The organism is Streptomyces physcomitrii (genome assembly GCF_012273655.1).
In the GTDB taxonomy this organism is placed as follows: domain Bacteria; phylum Actinomycetota; class Actinomycetes; order Streptomycetales; family Streptomycetaceae; genus Streptomyces; species Streptomyces physcomitrii.
Window position 1 is genome coordinate 139,888 of sequence record NZ_JAAWWP010000005.1, and the last position, 22,667, is coordinate 162,554.

Consider the following 22,667-nt stretch of genomic DNA (forward strand, 5'->3'; position numbering starts at 1 on the left):
GGGCCCGGGCGATAGGGGTCGAAGGGAGACCTCACGACCTGCGGTGAGCCAAGGCGTCACTACGATCACCCCCCATGGACTGGCTGGAGCGCGCCGCGACGTTGCGGCAGTGGAGTCGGCAGTCCCGGCACCGGAGTACGGGAGCTTCGGGCCAGCCGAGCCACCGGGCGGCTGGTGCCGGAGCTGCGGGCGGCCCTCCACCGGGAACCGTCGCTGCTGGGCCGCATGGCACGGGTGCTGCTGGACCTGCACTTCCCGCCCTCGCTGCACCAGGACCTGTGCGAAGCCGTGGGCCTGGAGCTGGAGTTGGCGGAGACGGATGCCCTCGCTCCCTCCACGCGGCAACCGCGGGATCGACGCATGAGGGAACTGGTGCTGACGGCCTACGAGTACCAGTGCGCCTTCTGCGGTTACGACGGCATGATCGGCGCGGTGCCGGTCGGCTTGGAGGCTGCGCATGTGCGGTGGTGGGCGTTCGACGGGCCCGACGACATCGACAACGGGCTGTGCCTGTGCTCGCTGCACCACAAGCTCTTCGACAAGGGCATCCTCGGTATAGGGGACGGCCACCGCATTCTGGTCTCGCAGCGGTTCGTGGGCCGAAGCGCTGCCGCCCGCGCGCACGTCACCGCGCTCGCGGACCGTCCGATCCTCGGCCCTCAAAACGGAATCCCACCCGTCGCGGCGACGCACCGCTCGTGGCATACCAGCCAGGTATTCCAAGGTTCCCCGCGGAGCGTTGCCTAGTCGAGGTCCTCCTTGAGAAACGCCGCATGACGGGCGCGGGCTTCGGTGCGGAGCTTTTTTGTCAGCTCGCGTCGGTTCTCTCCTCGTGTCTTGAGGGCGTGGCAGTTCGGGCAGAGGGCCACCATTGCGTCGGGGACGTCGGGGCCGCCTCGGGCCAAGTCGTCGACGTGGTCGACCTCCAGGAGAGGGGCGCCCTTATCGGTGCGTTCGGTGGGATGTCCGAGGCAGGAAGGATTTTCGCAGCTTCCCTTGCTACGAATCAGCACGGCATCGCGGGCTGCCGGTGAGCGGAGGTATCGCTCTACGTGAGCCAGTTTGGCGGGAGTTGAACGACCGCTCGCGGTGTTGATTGCTGCCGCGGTGAGCCGCTGGTACAGCTCGCGATCGCTGAGGCGTGGCCCCTTCGACTTTGGCGACTTTGGCGCCTTCGATGACGGCGATGACGAAGATGCGGAGTCTGCGGCCGATGCCGTAGTAGGGGTAACCGCAGGAGCGGACCGCACCTCAAGAGGTACGACATCTTCAGAGTCATCGTGGAGCATTCCGTCGTCCTGCTCGAGGGCTTCGCGCACCGAGGGAGGCCATGAGTTGGGCAGGGGCGAGGGAACCGGGGCGAGGATCCAGACGAACTCGCGGCGTTGCTTGCCGTCTTCACCTCGGCCCCAGCGCCGGCGGCGTTGCACGATGACCGCCCAGGTCTCGAATGTCCAGTGGCCGTTATGGGGCTTGTGCCAGTAGCGCAGGGCTTTCTTCTGTATCTGGTAATTCGCCATGCTGTGATTACCGGCTGACAAGGTCTGATCGCCGGAAAGGCCGTCTCCCGTATAGGCGATCCAGTCCGAATCTGGCACACGCTGGTCATCGTAGGGACCCTTATCGTCCGAGTAGACGGTAAGAATTCCGTCGGCGAGAGGGGTGATGCCGAGCACGCGGTTTCCACCGTAGGCATCTCCGATTTTTCCGCGGTGCTCGTACGGCTCCCCGCGCAGAGGTCGGAGACCATCGAGGGTCTCTCCGGCCATCAGTTCCTGGAGGCCCAACGCGTTGATCAAGGGCGCGGATTCGTGATCGAAGAAGCGTACAAGCAGCGTGCTGACCGCCCAGGCAGCGAACGCAAAGTCTGTGGTGAGGCGGTCGTAGTCCTGCTCCGGGAGACCGGCGAGTGGGTTTGCCTTATTCATGGCCGGCAGCTTTGGGGTTCCTCCCCCGCTCGCCGGGAGAAGATCAGCGGACTCCGCCACCTCCCACAGCTTGTTCTCCCGTTTGATCTTCTGTAGCTCCCAGAAGGCGCGCAGCGTGGCCTGAGGACCCTCGGCGGCGCCCGCGAACTCGGTGAGCAGTGGGCCGACGGCATCGCGGATGGTCGTCCATGAGTGCTGTCTCGGGTGTCCGTGGACCGCCTGAGCAATTGCCCACAGCAGGAACAAGGGGCGATGGCGGCGCCGACCGGTGCGTTGAGAAGCGTCCAAGTCCTTGAACTGCCCGATGCGCTTGATCAGGGTCCGGCCCTCGGTCACGTCGTCGCTCCAGTCCTCCAGTACCAGCACTAGTGGGACTATCTGATCAGACGACACTGACAGCGGCGTTCCGTAGGACGGACTGGAGTGCGATATCGCGGTCGCAGGGCGATGCCGCGTCCGGGACTCAACCAAGAAGGGCAGGTGCAGCGTTGATCATCTTCGGCACCAAGGGCTACCTCTACCAGTTGGCCATACTCACCCTCGTCTGCGGGCGTTGCGGGACGCCCGCCGCGCACACGCTGCGGAAGCGGGTCACGAAGTTCACCTTGTTCTTTGTGCCGTTGTTTCCGTTCTCGACGAAGTACGCGACGCAGTGCACCTTCTGCGGGGCCGAGGTCCAGGTCCCCAGGGCGCAGGCGGAGCAGCTCGAAGCCCAGGCGCACATGCAGGGGCAGGGACAGGGGCAGGGACCCGGTCAGGGTTATGGCCAGGCCCAGGGGCAGGGGCAGGGGCAGAACCCGTACGGGCAGCCGGGCCAGTACGGGCAGCCGGGCCAGCCGCCTCAGCAGCAGCCCTACCAGTAGCCCGACCGGCAACCCCACGCCGACAACCCCATCGGCAGCCCCACCCGCAGCCCGACCCGCAGTCTGTGGAGATCGCCGGCGCCGCGAGCGGTCCCGCCCGTACGTACGTTCCTCAGTTGTTCCTCAGTAAGCGCGTTCCTTCCGCCTCTCCCGTGAGCAGCCTCACTTTCCGTGAAGGTTTGGGCATATCTCGGGCGGAGCCGGGGAGGTAACCGGGTCGCTGGTTCGACCAGTGGCAGTGCTGGGTGACCAGTGGCAGAACTGTGTGAGCGGAAGGCAGTACAAGGTGGCGTCGATCGAGACCGGTCACGTGGGCGGGGACGTGGAGAGCGTTCCCGTGGACATCGAGACCCTTCACGTGGACGGGGTGTGGCGCGCGGCGGCGGCCGGTGGGACCAGGGAGGTCCTCGACCCCGCGGACGCGAGCACGCTCCGGGTGGTGTCCGAGGGCGGTGCCGAGGACGTGGACGCGGCGGTGGCCGCGGCGCGGCGGGCCTTCGGGGGTGGGGCGGGGGCCTGGCCGACCACGCCGGTGGCGGAGCGGGCGGCGCTGCTGCGGCGGGTCGCGGAGCTGCTGCAGCGCGACCGCGAGGAGATCGCGCTGGTGGAGAGCCGGGACACCGGCAAGACGCTGGAGGAGGGGCGGGTCGACGTCGACGACGTGACCAACGCCTTCCGCTACTTCGCCGACGCGGTGAGCAACGACAGCGGCGGGCGGGTCGTCGACGCGGGCAGCGCCGAGGTGCACAGCGTGGTGGTGCACGAGCCGGTCGGGGTGTGCGCCCTGGTCACGCCGTGGAACTATCCGCTGCTCCAGGCGAGTTGGAAGATCGCGCCCGCGCTGGCGGCCGGGAACACCTTCGTGGTCAAGCCGAGCGAGATCACCCCGCTGTCCACCGTGCACCTGGTGCGGCTGCTCGCCGAGGCGGGGCTGCCGGACGGGGTCGCCAATCTGGTGACCGGGGCGGGGGTGCCGGTCGGGCAGCGCCTCGCCGAGCACCCGGATGTGGACCTGTTCTCCTTCACCGGCGGTCTGGCCAGCGGCACCACGGCCGGCGCCGCGGCGGTCAAGGGCGCGAAGAAGATCGCCCTCGAACTCGGCGGCAAGAACCCCAACGTGGTCTTCGCCGACGCCTGCGCGAGCGCCGAGGGCTTCGACACCGCGGTCGACCAGGCGCTGAACGCCGCCTTCATCCACAGCGGGCAGGTCTGCTCGGCCGGGGCCCGGCTGATCGTCGAGGCCTCGGTGAGCGAACGCTTCGTCGCCGAGCTGGCCCGCCGCGCCGAGCGGATCAGGCTGGGCCGCGGTACCGAGGAGGGCGTGGAGTGCGGGCCGCTGGTCTCGCGGCAGCAGTTGGAGAAGGTGGAGGCGTACGTGGCCTCGGCGCTGGCGGAGGGGGCCCGGCTGCGCTGCGGCGGCTCCCGGCCGGAGCCCGCTGACGTACGGCCCGCGGGCGGCTACTTCTACGCGCCGACGGTTCTCGACGGCTGCCACCGGGAGATGAAGGTGGTCCGGGAGGAGACCTTCGGGCCGATCCTCACCGTGGAGACCTTCGCCTCCGAGGAGGAGGCGGTCGCGCTGGCCAATGACACCGAGTACGGGCTCGCCGGTGCCGTCTGGTCCGCGGACACCGCCCGGGCCCGCCGGGTCGCCGCGCGGCTGCGGCACGGCACGGTCTGGATCAACGACTACCACCCGTATCTGCCGCAGGCGGAGTGGGGCGGTTTCGGGAAGTCCGGGATCGGGCGGGAGCTGGGGCCCACGGGCCTCGACGAGTACCGGGAGAGCAAGCACATCTACGAGAACCTGCGGCCGGAGCCGGTCAAGTGGTTCGCCGGCTGACGGGCGCCGTCCGGCCGGGCAGGCCCCGCGCCCGCCCGGCCGCTCTCCGGTGCCCGTGACGACCTCGTCTCCGCAGTGGGGGGCTGGTGGTCCGGTCCCGGTGATCCGGGCCCATGATCCGGACCCCATGATCCGGACTCCGTGAATCGGTCCCGGTCATCGGCCCCGGTCATCGGCCCCGAAGACCGGCCCTCCTGACCCGGTCCTCGCACCCTGGCCCGGTGACACCGATGACCGACCGCCACAGGCCACAGGCAACCCGCCTCCCGCCTCCCGCACCCCGCCCCTCGTTCCCTCTCCCGTCCCGCATCGCCGTCCCCGTCCCCGTCCCCCGCGCAGAAGGAGCCCTCCCCATGCCCCCCTCGCCCGCGAACGCCTCACCCACCGACCCGCCCGCAGATCCGGCAGCAGATCCCGCCGCGGACCCCGCCGCGGGGACGAGCCCCGGTACCGCCCGTACCCCCCGCACCCTCCGAGCCGACTACGTCATCATCGGCGGCGGCACCGCCGGGTCCGTGATCGCCTCGCGGCTCGCCGAGGATCCCGAGCTGAGCGTCCTCGTGATCGAGGGCGGTCCGAGCGACCTCGGCCGCGAGGAGGTGCTGACGCTGCGCCGGTGGCTCGGTCTGCTCGGCGGTGAGCTGGACTACGAGTACACCACCACCGAGCAGCCGCACGGCAACTCGCACATCCTGCACAGCCGGGCCAAGGTCCTCGGCGGCTGCTCCTCGCACAACACCCTGATCTCCTTCAGGCCGCTGCCCTCCGACTGGGACGAGTGGGAGGCCGCGGGCGCCGCCGGGTGGAACGCGGCGGCCATGGACCCGTACTTCGGCAGGCTGCGCAACAACATCGTGCGGGTGGCGAAGAAGGACCAGAACGAGATCGCCGCGGACTGGATCGAGGCGGTGAAGTCGGCGCTCGGGGTGCCCGAGGTGGTCGGCTTCAACGACCGGCCCTTCGAGGAGGGCGTCGGCTTCTTCGACCTCTCCTACCACCCGGAGAACAACCACCGCTCCTCCGCCTCGGTCGCCTATCTGCACCCGCATCTGAAGGCCGGGGACCGCCCCAACCTCCGTCTGCTCCTGGAGACCTGGGCGCACCGGCTGGACATCGCCGAGGGCCGTGCGAAGGGCGTGCGGGTACGGACCGCCGAGGGCGAGGAGGTCTGCGTCGAGGCGGGGCGCGAGGTGATCGTCTGCGCCGGTGCGGTGGACACCCCGCGGCTGCTGCTGCACTCCGGCATCGGGCCGCGCGCGGATCTCAAGGCGCTGGGCATCGACTGCGTGCTCGATCTGCCGGGGGTCGGCGAGAACCTGCTGGACCACCCGGAGTCGGTCATCGTCTGGGAGACCCACGGGCCGATCCCGGACAACTCCGCGATGGACTCCGACGCGGGCCTCTTCGTCAAGCGGGACCCGGAGCACCGGGGCCCGGACCTGATGTTCCACTTCTACCAGATCCCGTTCACGGACAATCCGGAGCGGCTGGGCTACGAACGGCCAGAGCACGGCGTCTCGATGACGCCGAACATTCCCAAGTCCCGTTCCCGCGGGCGCCTTTATCTGACCTCCGCCGACCCGGAGGTCAAACCCGCCCTGGACTTCCGCTACTTCGAGCCCGCCGCGGACGGCAGCGACTACGACGGGCAGACCCTGGTCGACGGCATCAAGCTGGCGCGGAAGGTGGCGGCGGCCGAACCCTTCGCCAAGTGGCTGAAGCGGGAGGTCTTCCCGGGTCCCGAGGTCACCGAGGACGCACAGATCAGCGAGCTGGCGCGGAAGGCCGCGCACACCGTCTACCACCCGGCCGGCACCTGCCGGATGGGGGCGGCGGACGACCGACTCGCCGTGGTCGACCCGCAGTTGAAGATCCGCGGGCTGAGCGGCATCCGGATCGCGGACGCCTCCGTCTTCCCGACGATGCCCGCCGTCAACCCGATGCTCGGCGTCCTGATGGTCGGCGAGAAGTGCGCCGACCTGCTCAGGGGGACCCCCGCTCCGGCACCGCAGGCCCCGGCACAGCAGTCCACCGCACCACACCATTCCCGCACCGAAGAAGGAGGTGACGCGTGATGACCGGCACCTCCGGCGGCGCATCCGCCGAAGCCAAGTCCGAGAACACCCCGGCGAAGAGCGGCACTCCCGGGCAGGCCGCCTCCGCGGCTCCCGGGTCCGCGACCACCGGGTCCGCTACCGACGGGCGTGAAGTCGTCTTCTCCGTACGGGAGTTGTGGAAGGTCTTCGGGCCGAAGGCGGAGCGGATACCCCAGGACGCCTCGCTCGCGGAACTCTCCGCGGCGGAGCTGCGCGAGCGGACCGGCTGTACCGCCGCGGTCCGGGACGTCTCCTTCGACGTGCACAAGGGCGAGGTCTTCGTCGTGATGGGCCTGTCCGGCTCCGGCAAGTCCACCCTCGTACGCTGTCTGACCCGGCTCGTCGAACCGACCAGCGGGGGCCTTGCGATGGACGGCGAGGACGTGCGCGCCATGGACCGCACCGCGCTGCGCGAACTGCGCCGCCACCGCGCCTCGATGGTCTTCCAGCACTTCGGTCTGCTGCCGCACCGCACCGTGCTCGACAACGTCGCCTACGGCCTGGAGATCCAGGGCATGGGCAAGGCGGAGCGCCGCGAGAAGGCCGCCGCGATGGTGGCGAAGGTCGGCCTCGACGGGCTGGAGCAGCGCCGCCCGGGACAGCTCTCCGGCGGCCAGCAGCAGCGCGTCGGGCTGGCCCGCGCGCTCGCCACCGACCCCGAAGTCCTGCTCTTCGACGAGCCGTTCAGCGCGCTCGACCCGCTGATCCGGCGGGACATGCAGGAGGAGGTGGTCCGCCTGCACCGCGAGGAGGGCCGCACCATGGTCTTCATCACCCACGACCTCTCCGAGGCGCTGCGGCTCGGCGACCGGATCGCCCTGATGCGGGACGGCCGGATCGTGCAGCTGGGCACCCCCGAGGAGATCGTGGGCTCGCCCGCCGACGACTACGTCCGCGACTTCGTCCGCGATGTGCCGCGCGAGCAGGTGCTCAGCGTGCGCCGGGCGATGCGCCCGGCCCGCGAGGGCGAGGCCGAGCAGGGTCCGGCGCTGCGGCCCGGCACCCTCATCAGCGAGGCGATCGAGGCGGTGGTCCGCTCCGGCGGCACCGTCCGGGTCGTCGAGGACGGGCGCTGCCTGGGCGTCGTCGACCACGCCTGCCTGCTCGACGTGGTGGCCCGCCTCGACCAGCCGGGCCCCCGGGACGAGGTGGCCGCCTGATGTCCGCCACCCCGCCGGCCCCCGCCCCGGCCACCCCCGCACCCGGCGCCCGCGCGCACCTCCCCGCGGCGCACCTGCCCGCCGCGGCGCACCTGCCCGCCGCGGCCCCCGGCTGTCCCGGGCGGTGGCGCGCATGAGCACCCTCGCTCCCCCGCCCCGCCCCGTCGTCGACCTCGCGCCCCCGGCGGGCGGGCCCCGCGCCCTGCTGCGCCCCCGTCCGGTGCACAAGCTCGCCCTGCTCGCGCTGCTCGCCGCCGTCCTGGTGCCGGTGGCGGCACTCACCTGGTCCGGGGCCCAGTGGCCCGCCGGCCTGACCGTCGACGTCTCGGGTCCGCTCGGCGACACCACCGACTGGATCATCGACAACCGCGACAGCCACCCGCTGTTCGTCTACTTCCTCGGCCATCTCAGCAACGCCGTGGTCCTGTCGGTGCGCGGCGTCTACCTGCTGCTGCTCGCGCTCGGCTGGATCGGTGTGACGGCCGGCGGGACGCTGCTCGCCTGGCGCCTCGCGGGTGCCCGGATCGCCGCGCTCACCCTGGTCTTCTTCCTGGTCTCCGGCGGCCTCGGGATGTGGGTGCCGACCATGCAGACGCTCGCGCTGATGGTCGTGGCGGTCTTCGTCTCGGCGCTGGTCGGCGCGCTGCTCGGCCTCGCCGCGGGCCTGTCGGAGCGTACGTTCCGGCTGCTGCGGCCGGTGCTCGACACCATGCAGGTGCTCCCGGCCTTCGCCTATCTGCTGCCGGTCGCCCTGGTCTTCGGCAACGGCGTGCCCGCCGCGCTGCTCGCCACCGTGATCTACGCGGCCCCGCCGATGGCCCGGCTCACCGCGCTCGGTCTGCGCGGCGCGGACGCCACCGTGATCGAGGCGGTCAGCTCGCTCGGCGCGACCGGCCGGCAGAAGCTGCTGACCGCCCGGCTGCCGCTGGCCCGCAAGGAGCTGCTGCTCGGCCTCAACCAGACGATCATGATGGCGCTCTCCATGGTCGTCATCGCCTCCATGATCGGCGCCGCCGGTCTCGGCGACCGCGTCTACCAGGCCCTGTCCACCGTCGACGTCGGTGCCGCGCTCGCCGCCGCCCTGCCGATCGTGCTGCTCGCCATCGTGATGGACCGCACCACCGCGGCCGCCGGTGAACGCCTCGGCGCGGGCGGCACCCCGCCGGGACCCGGGGGACTGCGCGGCCCCCTGCTGTGGGCGGCGCTCGCCGCGGTCACCGCCGTCTTCGCCGTCGCCGGGCGGCTGTCGGGCTCCCGGGTGTGGCCGACCGGCGGGACCCTGGAGATCGCCCGCCCCGTCAACGACTTCAAGGAGTGGATGGTCGACCACCTCTACTCCGGGGTGCCCGTCGTCGGCGGCACCGCGGACTGGGCGGGGCGCTTCACCGACTGGGTGCTCAACCCGCTGCGGGACGGCCTGACCGCCCTGCCCTGGTACGGCACCCTGCTCGTGGTCGCCGCCCTCGCCTGGCTGATCGGCACCTGGCGCACCGCGCTGACCGCGGTCCTCGCGATGGCCGCGATCGGTGTCCTCGGCGTCTGGGAGCCCTCGATGAACACGCTCTCCCAGGTGCTCGCCGCCCTCGCGGTGACCCTGGTCCTGGGCTTCGCGGTGGGCGTGTTCGCGGCGGGCAGCAGGCGGTTCGAAGCGCTGCTGCGGCCCGTCCTGGACGTCCTGCAGACGATGCCGCAGTTCGTGTACCTGATCCCGGTGGTCGCGCTCTTCGCGGTGGGCCGCGCCCCGGCCGTCGCCGCGGCCGTGGTCTACGCGCTGCCCGCGGTCATCCGCATCACCACCCAGGGGCTGCGGCAGGTCGACCCGGCCGCCGTGGAGGCCGCGCGCTCGCTCGGCGCGACCCGCTGGCAGACCCTGCGCCAGGTCCAACTGCCGCTGGCCAGGCCCGCCTTGCTGCTCGCCGTCAACCAGGGCGTGGTCCTGGTACTCGCCGTCGTCGTCATCGGCGGTCTGGTGGGCGGCGGCGCGCTCGGCTACGACGTGGTGACCGGCCTCGCCACCGGCGACCTCGCCCTCGGCCTGGTCGCGGGCGTCGCCATCGTCTGCCTCGGCCTGGTCCTCGACCGCGTCACCCAGCCCACCGAACGCCGCTCCACCGGAAAGGGGGCCTGACCGTGTCCCGTATCCGGTACCGGACCCGTACCCAGCCACCGGCCACCGCGGGCGGCCGCCCCCGTACGCGGGCCGCCGGGGCCGCCCTGCTCGCGGGGACGGCGCTCCTCGCGCTCTCCGGCTGCGGCAAGGCGGACATGACCAAGCAGGCCTCGCCGTTCGCCGCCGCGGCGGGCAGCAAGTCGGTCACGCTGTCCGTGCAGACCTGGGTGGGCGCGCAGGCCAATGTGGCCGTCGCCAAGTACCTCCTGGAGCACGAGCTCGACTACCACGTCGACACCGTCCAGATCGACGAGATCCCCGCCTGGGACGCGCTCAGCCAGGGCCGGGTCGACGCGATCCTGGAGGACTGGGGCCACCCGGACCAGGAGGCCCGCTACATCGAGGACAAGAAGACGATCACCGCGGGCGGCGACCTCGGCGTCACCGGGCACATCGGCTGGTTCGTCCCCACCTACTGGGCGAAGCAGCACCCCGAGGTGACCGACTGGAAGAACCTCAACAAGTTCGCGAAGCAGTTGCGCACCCCGGAGAGCGGCAACAAGGGCCAGCTGATGGACGGTTCGCCGTCGTACGTCACCAACGACAAGGCCCTGGTGAAGAATCTGAAGCTGGACTACGAGGTGGTCTTCGCGGGTTCGGAGGCGGCGCAGATCACCCAGATCCAGCAGTTCGCCAAGGAGAAGAAGCCCTTCCTCTCCTACTGGTACGAGCCGCAGTGGCTCTTCAACCAGGTGCCGATGACCGAGGTGAAACTCCCGAAGTACACCGACGAGTGCGCCGAGAAGGGCACCGAGGACCCGACGACGGTCGACTGCGCCTATCCGAAGACCCCGCTGCAGAAGTTCCTCAACACCGACTTCGCCAAGAGCGGCAGCGCGGCGGCGAAGTTCCTCAAGGCCTTCCACTGGACCAAGGACGACCAGAACACCGTCTCCGAACTCATCGCCTCCCAGGGCCTGTCGGCCGACGAGGCGGCCGAGCGCTGGGTGGAGAAGAACCCGGAGGTCTGGAAGGAGTGGCTGCCGAAGAAGTGACCGGCGGCCGGGCGCCGCGCTGAACCGGCCGGAGCACGGGGGCAGTTGGACTGTCCGCCGTGCTCCGGCCGTGGTCGGTCACCGGCTCGGCGCTCCCGCCGAGGGGTCCGCTCGGAACGCGCTGCTCAGAGGTCGAACTCGTGCGGCGGCAGGTCCAGGGCGAAGCAGGCCTCGCGGACGACGGCGCGCTCGTCCTTGTCGAAGTCGCCGTCGGCGCCGCCGATGACGATGCCGATCTGGACGACGGCACGGGCCTCGGCGGGCTTCTTCTTGGCCTTGGCGATCTCCTGGAGGACGCTGACCTTGCCGAGGGCGAAGTCGGCGACGAGCTTGTCGAGGTTCTGCTCGAAGCGGCGTTGCAGGTCGTTCGCGTCGAAGTTCTGCAGGACCTCGTTGCTGGTGATCAGCTGGGTCACGCGCCGGCGCTCGGACGGGTCCACCTGGCCGTCGGCTGCGGCGACCAGGGCGCAGATCGCCATGGAGGCATCGCGGAAGGCGCCGCTCTTCAGGTCGTTCTTCTTCGCCAGGAGCTGCGTCTGCATCGTCGACGCGGACTCCTTGAAGCGGTCCCACAGGGCCATGAACTCTCCATCACTCGACATCGGCCGGTCGTCACACCGGGGAGCCCGGCATCCGTCGCACCCGGCCCGGAAATACATCTACAGCAAAGTAGAAACTAACGGGGGCGGCGACAAGTTCCCGGCGGACAGGCGAAGTTCACCCGGAAGCGGTGGACGAGAGGACACCGAGGCCCCAAAAGGCCCCCGGGGCAGGGGAATTCGGGCAGCCGCCGATGACATGCGCGGGCGTACGAACGGCCGGTGATGCACGCGGGCGTACGAACCGGGAGGAGCGGGCGCACGAAACCGCCCCGGCCGGACGTGCGCGTGGGGCCCCGCGGGGGGCCTCCGCCCGGCCGGGGCGGGGTTTCGGTGCGGCCTCGGGGCCGAGCCCAAGTCACCGGCGTGTGCGAGAAGTTAACACCGAAGCCGCACGCCGGGAAGAGTCCGTGCAAGTTCTCAACGCGACGATCCCGCAGACCTCCGCCGCGGGGGCGCAACGGGCCCCCGTACTGCGACGATGGACCCATGGACGACACCGAGCGGGACGAACTCCTCACCGAGGCACGGCGGCTGCGCGCAGGCGGCGAACTCGACGCCGCACGCGGGCTGTTCCTGCGCCTGGCCGCCGCCCGCCCCGGCGACGCCCCGCTCGCCTACGAGACCGCCGACCTGCACGACCGCCTCGGCCTGGAGGCGGAGGCGGTCCCCCACTACGAGCGCAGCCTGACCACCCCGGACGCCCTGCCGGAGGAGGACCGCCGCGGCGCCTTCCTCGGCCTCGGCAGCACCTACCGCGTCCTCGGCCGCCACCGGGACGCCGAGCGCACCCTGCGCGAGGGCGTCCGGCGCTTCCCCGAGGACGGCGGGCTCCGGGCCTTCCTCGCCATGGCCCTGTACAACACCGGGGCGCACCACGAGGCGACCACCCTGCTGCTGCGGCTGCTCGCCGAGACGAGCACGGATCCGTCCGTACGGGAGTACCGGCGCGCGCTCCTTCACTACGCGAACGATCTGGACGCGACCGTGTGAATCGGGAGAACGCGACCGCGCGGAGCGGGAACGCGTGACCGCCGCCCCCGGGAGAACCGGCCCGCGCCCGGCGCGGGACCGTCCGGGCGGCGCGGCGGCGCCTCCCGGCGTTGCCTTTTGATCCCCTTTATCCCCCTGGGCATGCTGGGCGCCGATCAGGCACCGAGCATCGAAGGGCGCACGCATGAAGGTCACCTGTGTGGGCGGCGGCCCCGCCGGGCTGTATCTCTCCGTCCTGCTGAAGCAGCAGGACCCCTCGCACGAGATCACCGTGTACGAGCGGAATCCGGCCGGTTCCACCTACGGCTGGGGCGTGACCTACTGGGCCTCGCTGCTCGACGTGCTGCACCGCGGCGACCCGGAGACCGCGCGGCAGATCCTGCAGCACTCGGTGCGCTGGAGCGACGGGCTCGCCCATCTGCACGGCACCACCGTCCGCCACCGGGGCGACGAGGGCTTCGGCATCGGGCGGCGGCGGCTGCTCGGCATCCTCGCCGGGCGGGCCGAATCCCTCGGCGTACGGCTGGAGTTCGGGCAGGAGGCCGGAGCGGGGGAGGACGCCGGGGAGGAGCTGCTCGACGGGGCCGATCTCCTTGTCGCCGCCGACGGGGTGGGCAGTGCGCTGCGCCGCCCGCACGAGGCGCACTTCGGCTCGGCGACCGTGCTCGGCCGCAACAAGTACATCTGGCTGGGCACCACCAAGGTCTTCGACGCCTTCACCTTCGCCTTCGTGGAGAGCGAGCACGGCTGGATCTGGTGCTACGGCTACAAGTTCAGCGAGGAGCAGAGCACCTTCGTGGTGGAGTGCGCGCCCGAGACCTGGTCGGGGCTCGGCCTGGACCGCGCGGGCGAGTCCGAGGGCCTGGTCCTCCTGGAGAAGCTGTTCGCCGAACCGCTGGACGGGCACCCGCTCATCGGCCGCGCCCAGCCCGACGACCGCGCCCAGTGGCTGAACTTCCGCACCCTCACCAACCGCACCTGGCACCGCGGCCGCCTGGTCCTGCTCGGCGACGCCGCGCACACCACCCACTACTCCATCGGCGCGGGCACCACCCTCGCCCTGGAGGACGCGGTCGGCCTGGCCACCGCCCTCGGCGGCGCCACAACACGGGACCAGCTCACCGCCGCCTTCACCCGCTACGAGCGCGAGCGCAGGTCCGCCCTGCTGCCCACCCAGAGCGCGGCCCGGCACAGCGCCCGCTGGTACGAGGACCTGCCGCGGTACACCCAGCTGCCGCCGGAGCAGATGTTCGCCCTGCTCGGTCAGCGGCACTCCCCGCTGCTCCCCTACCTGCCGCCGCGGCTGTACTACCGCCTGGACCACGCCGTGGAGCAGCTGGAGTCGCTGCGCCGCGCCAAGCGCTGGCTGGGGCCCCGGGTGGCCCGGGCCCTACACGGCGGGCGGGCGCGGTCGGGGCGGAGCTAGGGCCTTTCGTTCGGATCGTGCTGGATCAGGGAGCGGGGGCTGGTGCGTGCAGCTGCAAGGCGGAGGAGGGCGTCGACGCGGAGCGATTGGGGCCTCCCCTGCTCGAACGCAGTTGAGAGTTTGGGGAAAACTGACGACAACGCCGCAGATGTGCGTGCCAGCCCCCGCGAGCCCAGCCTGATCCAAACGAAAGGCCCTAGGGGTGTCTTCGCCTCAGGCCGGGCCCGCCCCCGTACCGCTCAGGGTTCGATGAGGCCCACCCGGATCGCGTAGCGGGTGAGTTCGAGGCGGTCGCGGAGGCCGAGTTTCTGGAGCAGGTTGGCGCGGTGGCGCTCGACCGTCTTGGCGCTGATGACGAGGATCTCGCCGATCTCCTTGGAGGTGTGGCCCTCGGCGACGAGCTTGAGGATCTCCTCCTCGCGGTCGGTGATCGCCTTGTCGGGCAGCGCGCGGCCCGCCTCCGCCCGGTCCAGGTAGCGGCGGATCAGGGCGGTCTCGGTGCCCGGGTAGATGAAGGGCTCGTCGCGCATGGCCGAGCGGCAGGCCTGGACCAGGTCGCGGTCGGCCACCGACTTGGGGACGTAGCCGCAGGCACCGGCCCTGAGCGCCTCGAAGAAGAACTGCTCGTTGTCGTACATCGTCAGGATGAGGATCCGCAGCTGGGGCCGGATGCGGCTGAGTTCGCGGGCCGCCTGGAGGCCGGTCATCCGCGGCATCGCGATGTCCAGGATCGCCAGGTCCAGATGCCGGGCGCGCGCCTCGGCCACCGCCTCGGCCCCGTCCTCGGCCTCGGCGACGACCTCCAGGTCCGGTTCGTTGTCGAGGATCAGCCGGACGCCGCCGCGCACCAGGGCGTGGTCGTCGGCGAGCAGGATGCGGGTACGCGCCGGGCCGCCGCGGCCGGTGGGCGCGGCGGCATCCGGTGCGGGCGCCGGAACGGACGGCCGGTTCACCAGGGCTTCTCCTTGTCGGAAGACGGGCGGTCGGGAGAGGAGGACTCGGGCTCGGAGCCGGCCGCACCGGAACCGGCCGCGCCGGAGCCGGCCGCACCGCACGCCGCCGCCCCCGGCCCCGCGGGCCGGACCCGCAGCCCCAGTTCGGTGCCGCCGCCGGGCGCGGGGGCGAGGGTGAGGGTGGCGCCGATCAGCAGGGCGCGTTCGCGCATGCCGCGGATGCCGGCGCCCTCCGCGGCGGGGCCGATGCCCTTGCCGTTGTCGCGGACCAGGAGTTCCACGCTCTCCCCGGGACCGTGGCGCAGCTCCAGGCCGACGTGGTCGGCGCCCGAGTGGCGGGCGGTGTTGGTCAGCCCCTCCTGCGCGACCCGGTAGACGACCAGTTCGCTCTCCGCGTCCAGGCGGGGCAGTCCGGGGGCGATGTGGTGGCGTACCGCGAGCGCGCGGGTGCCGAACTCGTCGGTGAGCGCGCGCAGGGCGCTGGCCAGGCCGAGTTCCTCCAGGATGCCCGGGCGCAGCCGCCGCGCGATCCGGCGGATCTCCTCCAGGCCCGCCCGGGTGGTCTCCTGCACCTGCCGCAGCTCCTGCTGTACGGGTTCCGGCGCGCGGTCGGCGGCGTGCTTGAGCTGGAGCAGGACCGCGGTCAGGGTCTGGCCGACCTCGTCGTGCAGCTCCTGGGCCAGGCGCTTGCGCTCGTCCTCCTGGGCGGAGAGGACCCGGGCGCTGCTGGCGGCGCGTTCGCTCTCCAGGCGGTCGAGCATCGCGTTGAAGGCGGCGGTGAGCTGGGCCATCTCGCCGGTGCCGGTGACGGTGGGGCGGGCGCCGGGGCGCAGCAGGTCGGCGGTGGTCATGGCGCGGTTGAGCCGGGCCAGCGGGGCGAGGCCGATGCGCAGCAGCAGCCCGTTGGCGAGCAGCATGGCGACCAGACCGGCGAGCACCACCAGGGCCTCGCCGAGGAGCACCGGGGTGGAGACAGTCACCGGGCCGAGCAGCAGCAGGGTGGCCGTGATCAGCACGGCGGCGTTCAGCAGGAAGATCCGCCAGAACAGCGACATGGCGTCGTCCTCCGTCCTGGCCGCACCGCCGGGGTCCGCGCCGTCTTCCTGATCTGGTGGAGCCGGGGCCGCCCCCGCCGGGTCGGTGCCGCCCGGTCTCCCATCCTCGCCGCCGTGCCCCGGGACGCAAACGCGGGCCGAGCGGCCGGGACGCACACTGGGGCCCGTTCACCGTGCCCGCCGGGGCCCGGCCCTGTCCATCCGTGCCGGCACCCATCCCCAAGGCCCCGCCGCGGATGGCACCATGCAGAGGTTCTGGCTGGTCAGCGAGGTGCCCCATGGACCGCTCCCGGCGGCCGGGGCCACCCCGGCCCAGCTGAACCCCGTACACCCGAGACGAGACGAAGGAGGGACGGGCCGTGCCCGCTCCCCGGATGCGCACCACGCCCCTGCCCGGCATCGGTGTCCAGTACGACCTCACGACGCGCGAGCGCGGCCACCTGTCGGTGATCGCGCACCGGGACGGCACCCGGACGGTGAACGTCTACCGCACCGACGATCCCGACGCCTGCGCCCAGTCGCTCCATCTGACGGCGGCCGAGTCGGGCTCGCTGATCGACGCGCTGACGCCCTCCCACCACAGCCCGAGCGTGCTGCACACCACCGACCTCGGCCTGGTCGCGGAGCGGATCGACGTGTCGGTGCACTCGATGTGGAACGGCCGCGTCCTCGGTGACCTGCGGCTGCGCACCGAGACGGGGGCCTCGGTGGTCGCGGTGATGCGGCGCTCCGGCGCGGTGCCCTCGCCCGCCCCCGACTTCCGGCTCGCGGGCGGGGACACCCTGATCATCATCGGCACCCGTGAGGGCGTCGATGCCGCCGCGGCCATCCTCGGACAGGAGTGAGCCGTGCACTCCGCGGTCTTTCTCATCGAATTCGGCGCGATCATCCTGGGGCTCGGCCTGCTCGGCAGGCTCGCGGGCCGGCTCCAGTTCTCCCCGATCCCGCTGTATCTGCTCGCCGGGCTCGCCTTCGGGGAGGGCGGGCTGCTGCCGCTGGGCGCGAGTGAGGAGTTCGTCGCGATCGGCGCCGAGATCGGCGTGATCCTGCTGCTGCTCATGCTGGGCCTGGAGTACACGGCGAGCGATCTGGTCTCCAACCTCAAGACGCAGTACCCGGCCGGGATCGTCGACTTCGCGCTCAACGCGCTGCCCGGCGCCGCCGCGGCCCTGCTGCTCGGCTGGGGCCCGGTGGCCGCCGTGGTGCTCGCCGGGGTCACCTGGATCTCCTCCTCCGGGGTGATCGCGAAGGTGCTCGGCGACCTCGGCCGGGTCGGCAACCGGGAGACCCCGGTGATCCTCAGCATCCTGGTCCTGGAGGACCTGGCGATGGCGGTCTACCTGCCGATCATCACCGCCCTGCTCGCCGGGGTGAGCCTGGCCGCGGGCAGCCTGACCCTGGCGATCGCGCTCGGGGTGGCGGGCGCGGTGCTCTTCGTCGCCATCCGCTACGGCCGGGTGATCTCCCGTTTCGTCTCCAGCGACGACCCGGAGAAGCTGCTCCTGGTGGTGCTCGGCCTGACCCTGCTTGTCGCGGGCATCGCGCAGAAGCTCCAGGTCTCGGCGGCGGTCGGCGCCTTCCTGGTCGGCATCGCGCTCTCCGGCGAGGCGGCCGAGGGCACCCACACCCTGCTCAGCCCGCTGCGGGACCTGTTCGCCGCGGTGTTCTTCGTCTTCTTCGGGCTGCACACCGATCCGGCGAGCATCCCGCCGGTCCTCCTGCCCGCCCTGGTCCTCGCCCTCGCCACCGCCGGTACGAAGATCGCCACCGGCTACTGGGCGGCGAAGCGCGCCGGGGTCGGGCCGCGCGGACGCTGGCGGGCGGGCGGCACCCTGGTGGCCCGCGGGGAGTTCTCCATCGTGATCGCCGGGCTCGCCGTCTCGGCGGGCATCGAGCCGGACATGGGTCCGATGGCCACCGCGTACGTGCTCCTGCTCGTCGTCATCGGCCCGCTCACCGCCCGCTGGACCGAGCCGCTGGCCACCCGGCTGACGGCGGGCCGGCGCCCCGAGATCCCCGCGGAGAAGGCGGGCGCGGCCCGCTGACCGCCCGGGCCCCGCGGACTCACCAACTCGGCGGCCCCGGCGGCCTCTTGCGGGGCGGATCGAAGAGGTTCGCGGCGATCCCGGCGAGGACCAGGCCGGTGGCGAGCAGCAGGCCCTGCCCGTGCAGCGCGCCCGAGAGCAGCGCGGCGAGGGAGGCGGCCAGCGTCAGCCAGGCCGGGACCCGGCCGCGCACCGGTCCACTGGGGTGTCCGCCGCGGGGGTGACCGTCGCGGGGGTGCCGGGCGCGGGGGTGGTCCTGCGGCGCCCGGGCGTGCGGGATGCGGGGGCGGTCCGTGGGGGGCTCGTCTTCGTACGGGTGGGGCATGACGCCTCCTTCGGCACGGGCGAGGGCGGGCTCCTGGGCGGTGCGGCCCGGCGGGCTCTCGCGGGCCGGGCGGCCTCCTGGCGGATCGGCGGTCTCCGTTCGGATCGGTGGTCTCCGTTCGGCTCGGCGGTCTCCTTGCGGTCCGGCGGGCTCCCTTCGGCTCGGCGGTCTGCTTTCCCCGGCTGGCTCCTTTCCCGAGGGCTCCTTTCCGCGGCTGGCTCCTTTCCCGGTGGGCTGCCGCTCTCAGGCGAGGGCGAAGTAGCGCAGCCAGACGTAGAGGGCGGCGACCAGGACGCTGACCGCGGTGACGACCAGGCCGTAGCGGCTGAACTGCCAGAAGGAGATGTGGTGGCCGCTGCGTTCGGCGATGCCGACGGCGACGACGTTCGCCGAGGAGGCGATGATCGTGGCGTTGCCGCCGAGGTCGGCGCCGAGGGCGAAGGACCACCAGAGCATTCCGGCCTCCTCGCGGCCGCCGGAGGAGGCGACGACCTCGGCGACGATCGGGCTGGTGGAGGCGACGAAGGGGATGTTGTCGATGACCGCCGAGGGGATCACCGAGCCGAAGAGCAGCGCCATCGAGGTGGGCAGCAGCCGGCCGTCCGCGGCGCTCGCCGCCGAGCGGCCGAGGTCGCCGATGATCCCGGTCTGCACCAGCGCGCCGACCATCACGAAGAGCCCGGCGAAGAAGGCGAGCGTCTCCCAGTCCACGTCCCCGACGACCTCCCGGGTGTTCAGCCGGGACAGGACGAGCAGCGCCAGACCGCCGGTGATCGCCACCACCGAGGGCTCCAGGTGCAGGGTGGTGTGCAGCACGAAGCAGACCATCACCGCGCCGATCACCACCAGGCTGACCACCAGCAGCCGCACATCCTTGATCTCGTCGCGGGCCCGCAGATGCGTGACCCGGTCGGCGCGTTCGGGGTCGTGGCGGAAGGCGGAGCGGAAGAGCAGGCGGCTCAGGCCGAGCAGCACCAGGATCAGCACCGCGACCACCGGCGTCATGTGCAGCAGGAAGTCGTTGAAGTTCAGGCCCGCCCGCGCCCCGATCATCAGATTGGGCGGATCCCCGATCAGCGTGGCCGCGCCACCGATGTTGCAGGCCATCACCTCCGCGATGAGGTACGGCACCACCGGCACCCCGAGCCGTTCGCAGACGGAGATGGTGACCGGCGCGATGAGCAGCACCGTGGTGACGTTGTCCAGCCAGGGCGAGAGCACGGCGGTGGCGAGGATCAGCAGGACCATCAGCCGGTACGGGCGGCCCCCTGAGCGTTTCGCCGCCCAGACCGCGACGCACTCGAAGGCGCCGGTGCGCCGGAGCACCGAGACGATGAGCATCATCCCGGCCAGCAGGACCAGGACGCTCCAGTCGATGCCGGAGTGCCGGGAGAAGAAGGCGTGGTCGGGTTCGGTGGCGCCGATGACCAGCATGACGACGGCACCACCGAGGGCGGCGGTGACCCGGTGGACGCGTTCGGTGGCGATCAGGACGTACACGGCGGCGAACACCGCCACCGCCAGCACGGCGGTGACACTCACGTCGTCCCCTCTCGTCGGCTCGTCGGCTCGTCGGCTCGTCGGCGTCGGGCGGCGGCGTCGGTCTCCTCGCTCCCCGCGACAGCCCTCGCGCCGAAGGCGGTCGGCGCCGCCCCGGCGGGAGCGGGCCGCCCCGGCGGAGGCGGGCCGCCCCGGCGGAGGCGGGCACGGCCGCATGGCCGCGCGGCGGGCGGGGGTCCGCGGGCGGCGGACCGGTCGAGCGCTCTGCGGCGGTGCGGCGGTCGGCTGTACGGCTGGTCGGCCGGGCGGGAGGCCGGCCGGGGCGGAGCGAAGGGATCGGGTGGACCGGGCGGTTGCCGCGCGGGAGACCGGGGCGCGGAAGGCCACGGAGGCCCCTCGCGCCGGACGGTTTCCGCTCCCGGTGGACGCGCACCTCAGGCGGTGCGCCCGGGGCGGATGGGCCCCGCGAGCAAGCGCGCCGCGCCACGGATCCCGGGGCGCGGCGGAGAGTCCTCCACCGGAACACCACTCTCCCCCATGTCCGGTTTCTCCCGCATCGGGCCCAGCACCCATTTCCGCCGGGATCGCCGGATCGCGGGACCAGGAACGGGAGCGGGACAGGCGAAGGGACCGGCACCGGCCGCAGCCCGCCCCGGCCGCCGTTCACAGCTCGGTCGCGGGCCAGTCCAGGAGGCGGGCGCCGATCACCGCGGTCTGGAGCATGTAGCGCTGGGCCGGGTCGGCGGGGCTGGCTCCGGTGAGGCGGTGGATGCGTTCGAGGCGGTACGTCAGGGCGCGCACGCTCAGCGAGAGGCGGCGGGCGGCCTCGGCGCTGACGCAGCCGGAGTCGAAGTAGACGGTGAGGGTGTCCAGATGGGGCCGGGCGCCGCCGCGGGCCGAGGCGAGCGGGCCGAGGACGTTGCGCACCAGGTCGGCCATGGCCTGCCGGTCGCGGCCGAGGACCGGGTAGACGAGCAGGTCGGCGGCGCGCAGCACGGGGTCGTCGAGGTCGAGGCGCTGGGCGAGTTCGAGGACGCTCAGCGCCTCCTCGTAGGAGTGCATGACGCCGCCCGCGCCGGACTGGGGGCGGCCGAGGGCGACCTGGCAGCCGTCGGTGGCGGCGTAGGCCTGCTTGGCGAAGTGGCTGAGGATCTCCTCCTGGTCGCCGGGGGCGACGCAGAGCAGCCGCCCCTCCTTGGTGGTGAGCAGCACGGACCGGCCGCCGAAGCGCCCGAGGAGCGCCTGCTCCACCTGGCGGGCGACCGAGTCCCCCTCGTCGTAGAACTCCGGTCCCTGGGCGACGGCGACGGCGTGCGCCTGGGCGAGGCGCAGGCCGAAGCGTTCGGCGCGGGCGGCGAGCCGGCCGAGGTCGCTGCGGCCGTGCAGCAGGTCGTCGATGAACTCGCGGCGCACCGCCTCCTCGCGCCGCACCGCGAGCCGCTGGGCCCGCTCGTACCCCTCGGCGAAGGCGTCCACCGCCTGCTGGAGGGCGGCGAGGACGCGGTCCGCGGAGCCGGGGACGCCGGGCCAGTCGGTGCGGGCCGCGGCGAGGTGGCTGGAGACCATGGCGCGCAGCCCGAGCCCGGAGGCGGCGGCGAGTTCGCCGAGGGCGCGGCGCGCGTCCAGCTCCTCGCGGCGCGGGCGGCGGCCGGTGGCGGCGACCTCGGCGAGCATCCGGGTGCAGCCGTCCAGCCAGTCGGCGGGCAGTTCCGCCCCGATCACGTCTGCCCCCTCGCTGTCACGCCCAACTCCCCGATCTTGACGGCCTGTTAACGCGCCTCTTAACGCTCTCTTTACGGTGACCCGGCACCCGGAGCGTAGTGAACTCTGCCGGGTTCCGGCAATGCGGGGGCCCTGCGAAGCCGGGCACAATGATGCCAGGGGAACACACGGGGGCGGCTCCGGTTCCGGACACCGGCAAGGTGTCCGTACCGGGGCCCGGAGATGCCTCCTGCCCTCCTGACCGGAGGCGCGGGAGAGGACCGGGGGCTGGGATGCGGACGTTCGTCGAGACCGCCGCGGGCTTTCCGACCATCCTGTTCACCGCCGCCCTGGTGGTGGTGCTCGTCTTCTGGGTCCTGGTGGCCGTCGGCGTCGGCGAGGCCGAGAGCTTCGACGCGGACGCCGACTTCGGGGCCTGGGGCCTCGGCGGGGTGCCGGTCAGCATCGCCTTCTCGCTGCTGACCGCGCTGGCCTGGTTCCTGAGCCTGGCCTCCTCGCTGCTGATCGCGGACGCGGTACCGGCCGGGGCGGGCACCGTACGGCTGCTCGGCGAACTCCTCGCCTCCGTACTGGCACTGCTCCTCGCCTGGCGGCTGACGCGGCTGCTGGTGCGCCCCTTCGCCCGGCTCTTCCCCGACGAACCCGGGCCGTCCCGGCAGGACTTCCTCGGCCGGACCTGCACCATCCGCACCGGCCGGGTGGACGGCGCCTTCGGCCAGGCGGAGGTCGCCGCCGCGGACGGCTCCACCGCTCTCGTCCAGGTCCGGCAGACGGGCACCGACCCGCTGCGCCTGGGCAGCACCGGGCTGCTGTACGCCTACGACTCCACCGGGGAGTTCTTCTGGGTCGCCTCCTTCGAGGAGGCGCTCGACCCCCGGGACTGAGCGGCGCCGGCCGCCGGCACCGCACTCCCCCGGGTCCGCGGGGGCGCAGGGCACGGGCTCCCACGGGGGGTGTCCGGGGCCGCGTCCGCCGCGCGGCCGCCCATGTCCGT

The 22,667-nt window shown here is 72.4% G+C and carries 18 protein-coding genes and 1 pseudogene; 12 read left to right on the forward strand and 7 right to left on the reverse strand.

Annotated elements, in window-relative coordinates:
- Nucleotides 1-99 precede the first annotated feature (99 nt).
- Nucleotides 100-747 (forward strand): annotated as a pseudogene (locus tag HFV08_RS10375) (phosphorothioated DNA-binding restriction endonuclease); the annotation flags it as partial.
- Here HFV08_RS10375 and HFV08_RS10380 read toward each other — a convergent pair.
- Nucleotides 744-2,294 carry an HNH endonuclease signature motif containing protein gene (locus tag HFV08_RS10380; protein WP_168538124.1) on the reverse strand — a complete coding sequence of 517 codons (1,551 nt, stop codon included), beginning with the start codon at nt 2,292-2,294 and terminating at the stop codon, nt 744-746. The pseudogene HFV08_RS10375 and the gene HFV08_RS10380 overlap by 4 nt on opposite strands.
- A 122-nt stretch (nt 2,295-2,416) precedes the next feature.
- Between HFV08_RS10380 and HFV08_RS10385 the strand changes: the two genes are divergently transcribed.
- The 6 genes from HFV08_RS10385 (at nt 2,417) to HFV08_RS10415 (ending at nt 11,055) form a co-directional block, all read left to right on the forward strand.
- On the forward strand, nt 2,417-2,791 hold the full coding sequence (locus HFV08_RS10385) for a zinc-ribbon domain-containing protein (protein WP_168538126.1): 375 nt from the start codon (nt 2,417-2,419) through the stop codon (nt 2,789-2,791).
- A gap of 367 nt (nt 2,792-3,158) precedes the next feature.
- Nucleotides 3,159-4,634 (forward strand): aldehyde dehydrogenase family protein, encoded by a 1,476-nt coding sequence (locus HFV08_RS10390; RefSeq protein WP_168538497.1) that lies wholly within the window; start codon nt 3,159-3,161, stop codon nt 4,632-4,634.
- Between the two features lie 353 nt (nt 4,635-4,987).
- Nucleotides 4,988-6,709, forward strand: coding sequence for a GMC family oxidoreductase (locus HFV08_RS10395; protein ID WP_168538128.1), 1,722 nt, complete (start codon nt 4,988-4,990; stop codon nt 6,707-6,709).
- Nucleotides 6,709-7,890, forward strand: a complete 1,182-nt coding sequence (locus HFV08_RS10400; protein ID WP_168538130.1) for a quaternary amine ABC transporter ATP-binding protein — start codon at nt 6,709-6,711, stop codon at nt 7,888-7,890. The genes HFV08_RS10395 and HFV08_RS10400 overlap by 1 nt, the downstream gene beginning before the upstream one ends.
- A 133-nt stretch (nt 7,891-8,023) precedes the next feature.
- Entirely contained in the window at nt 8,024-10,018 is a 1,995-nt protein-coding gene (locus tag HFV08_RS10410; RefSeq protein ID WP_168538134.1) for an ABC transporter permease, read from the forward strand.
- A 2-nt stretch (nt 10,019-10,020) separates the two neighbouring features.
- Nucleotides 10,021-11,055 (forward strand): ABC transporter substrate-binding protein, encoded by a 1,035-nt coding sequence (locus HFV08_RS10415; protein ID WP_376770598.1) that lies wholly within the window; start codon nt 10,021-10,023, stop codon nt 11,053-11,055.
- Nucleotides 11,056-11,180: 125 nt separating this feature from the next.
- On the opposite strand, the gene HFV08_RS10420 is transcribed toward HFV08_RS10415, so the two are convergent.
- Nucleotides 11,181-11,636, reverse strand: coding sequence for a tellurite resistance TerB family protein (locus HFV08_RS10420; RefSeq protein WP_168538501.1), 456 nt, complete (start codon nt 11,634-11,636; stop codon nt 11,181-11,183).
- Nucleotides 11,637-12,143: 507 nt separating this feature from the next.
- Between HFV08_RS10420 and HFV08_RS10425 the strand changes: the two genes are divergently transcribed.
- Complete coding sequence (locus tag HFV08_RS10425; protein ID WP_168538136.1) at nt 12,144-12,647, forward strand: tetratricopeptide repeat protein; 504 nt, start codon at nt 12,144-12,146, stop codon at nt 12,645-12,647.
- Nucleotides 12,648-12,831: 184 nt separating this feature from the next.
- A complete protein-coding gene (locus HFV08_RS10430) occupies nt 12,832-14,073 on the forward strand; it encodes an FAD-dependent monooxygenase (RefSeq protein WP_168538138.1) in 1,242 nt (413 codons plus the stop codon).
- 239 nt (nt 14,074-14,312) lie between these two features.
- Here the strand turns inward: HFV08_RS10430 and HFV08_RS10435 are convergent, their stop codons facing one another.
- Nucleotides 14,313-14,948 (reverse strand): response regulator, encoded by a 636-nt coding sequence (locus HFV08_RS10435; protein ID WP_040257030.1) that lies wholly within the window; start codon nt 14,946-14,948, stop codon nt 14,313-14,315.
- 74 nt (nt 14,949-15,022) lie between these two features.
- Complete coding sequence (locus HFV08_RS10440; protein WP_168538140.1) at nt 15,023-16,081, reverse strand: sensor histidine kinase; 1,059 nt, start codon at nt 16,079-16,081, stop codon at nt 15,023-15,025.
- Between the two features lie 359 nt (nt 16,082-16,440).
- On the opposite strand from HFV08_RS10440, the gene HFV08_RS10445 reads away from it, so the two are divergent.
- Complete coding sequence (locus HFV08_RS10445; protein ID WP_168538142.1) at nt 16,441-16,926, forward strand: cation:proton antiporter regulatory subunit; 486 nt, start codon at nt 16,441-16,443, stop codon at nt 16,924-16,926.
- A 3-nt stretch (nt 16,927-16,929) separates the two neighbouring features.
- Nucleotides 16,930-18,126: a cation:proton antiporter gene (locus HFV08_RS10450; RefSeq protein WP_168538144.1), complete on the forward strand. Its 1,197-nt coding sequence runs from the start codon at nt 16,930-16,932 to the stop codon at nt 18,124-18,126.
- Between the two features lie 19 nt (nt 18,127-18,145).
- On the opposite strand, the gene HFV08_RS10455 is transcribed toward HFV08_RS10450, so the two are convergent.
- The 3 genes from HFV08_RS10455 to HFV08_RS10465 form a co-directional block, all read right to left on the reverse strand.
- A complete protein-coding gene (locus HFV08_RS10455) occupies nt 18,146-18,451 on the reverse strand; it encodes a hypothetical protein (RefSeq protein WP_168538146.1) in 306 nt (101 codons plus the stop codon).
- Between the two features lie 243 nt (nt 18,452-18,694).
- Nucleotides 18,695-19,993 carry an ArsB/NhaD family transporter gene (locus tag HFV08_RS10460; RefSeq protein WP_168538148.1) on the reverse strand — a complete coding sequence of 433 codons (1,299 nt, stop codon included), beginning with the start codon at nt 19,991-19,993 and terminating at the stop codon, nt 18,695-18,697.
- A 621-nt stretch (nt 19,994-20,614) separates the two neighbouring features.
- The gene (locus HFV08_RS10465; protein ID WP_210430160.1) at nt 20,615-21,625 is read right to left on the reverse strand and encodes a PucR family transcriptional regulator; all 1,011 of its coding nucleotides are present in this window, start codon (nt 21,623-21,625) and stop codon (nt 20,615-20,617) included.
- A gap of 320 nt (nt 21,626-21,945) precedes the next feature.
- Here HFV08_RS10465 and HFV08_RS10470 point away from each other — a divergent pair, with 320 nt between their 5' ends.
- On the forward strand, nt 21,946-22,557 hold the full coding sequence (locus HFV08_RS10470; RefSeq protein ID WP_168538152.1) for a hypothetical protein: 612 nt from the start codon (nt 21,946-21,948) through the stop codon (nt 22,555-22,557).
- Nucleotides 22,558-22,667: the final 110 nt, after the last annotated feature.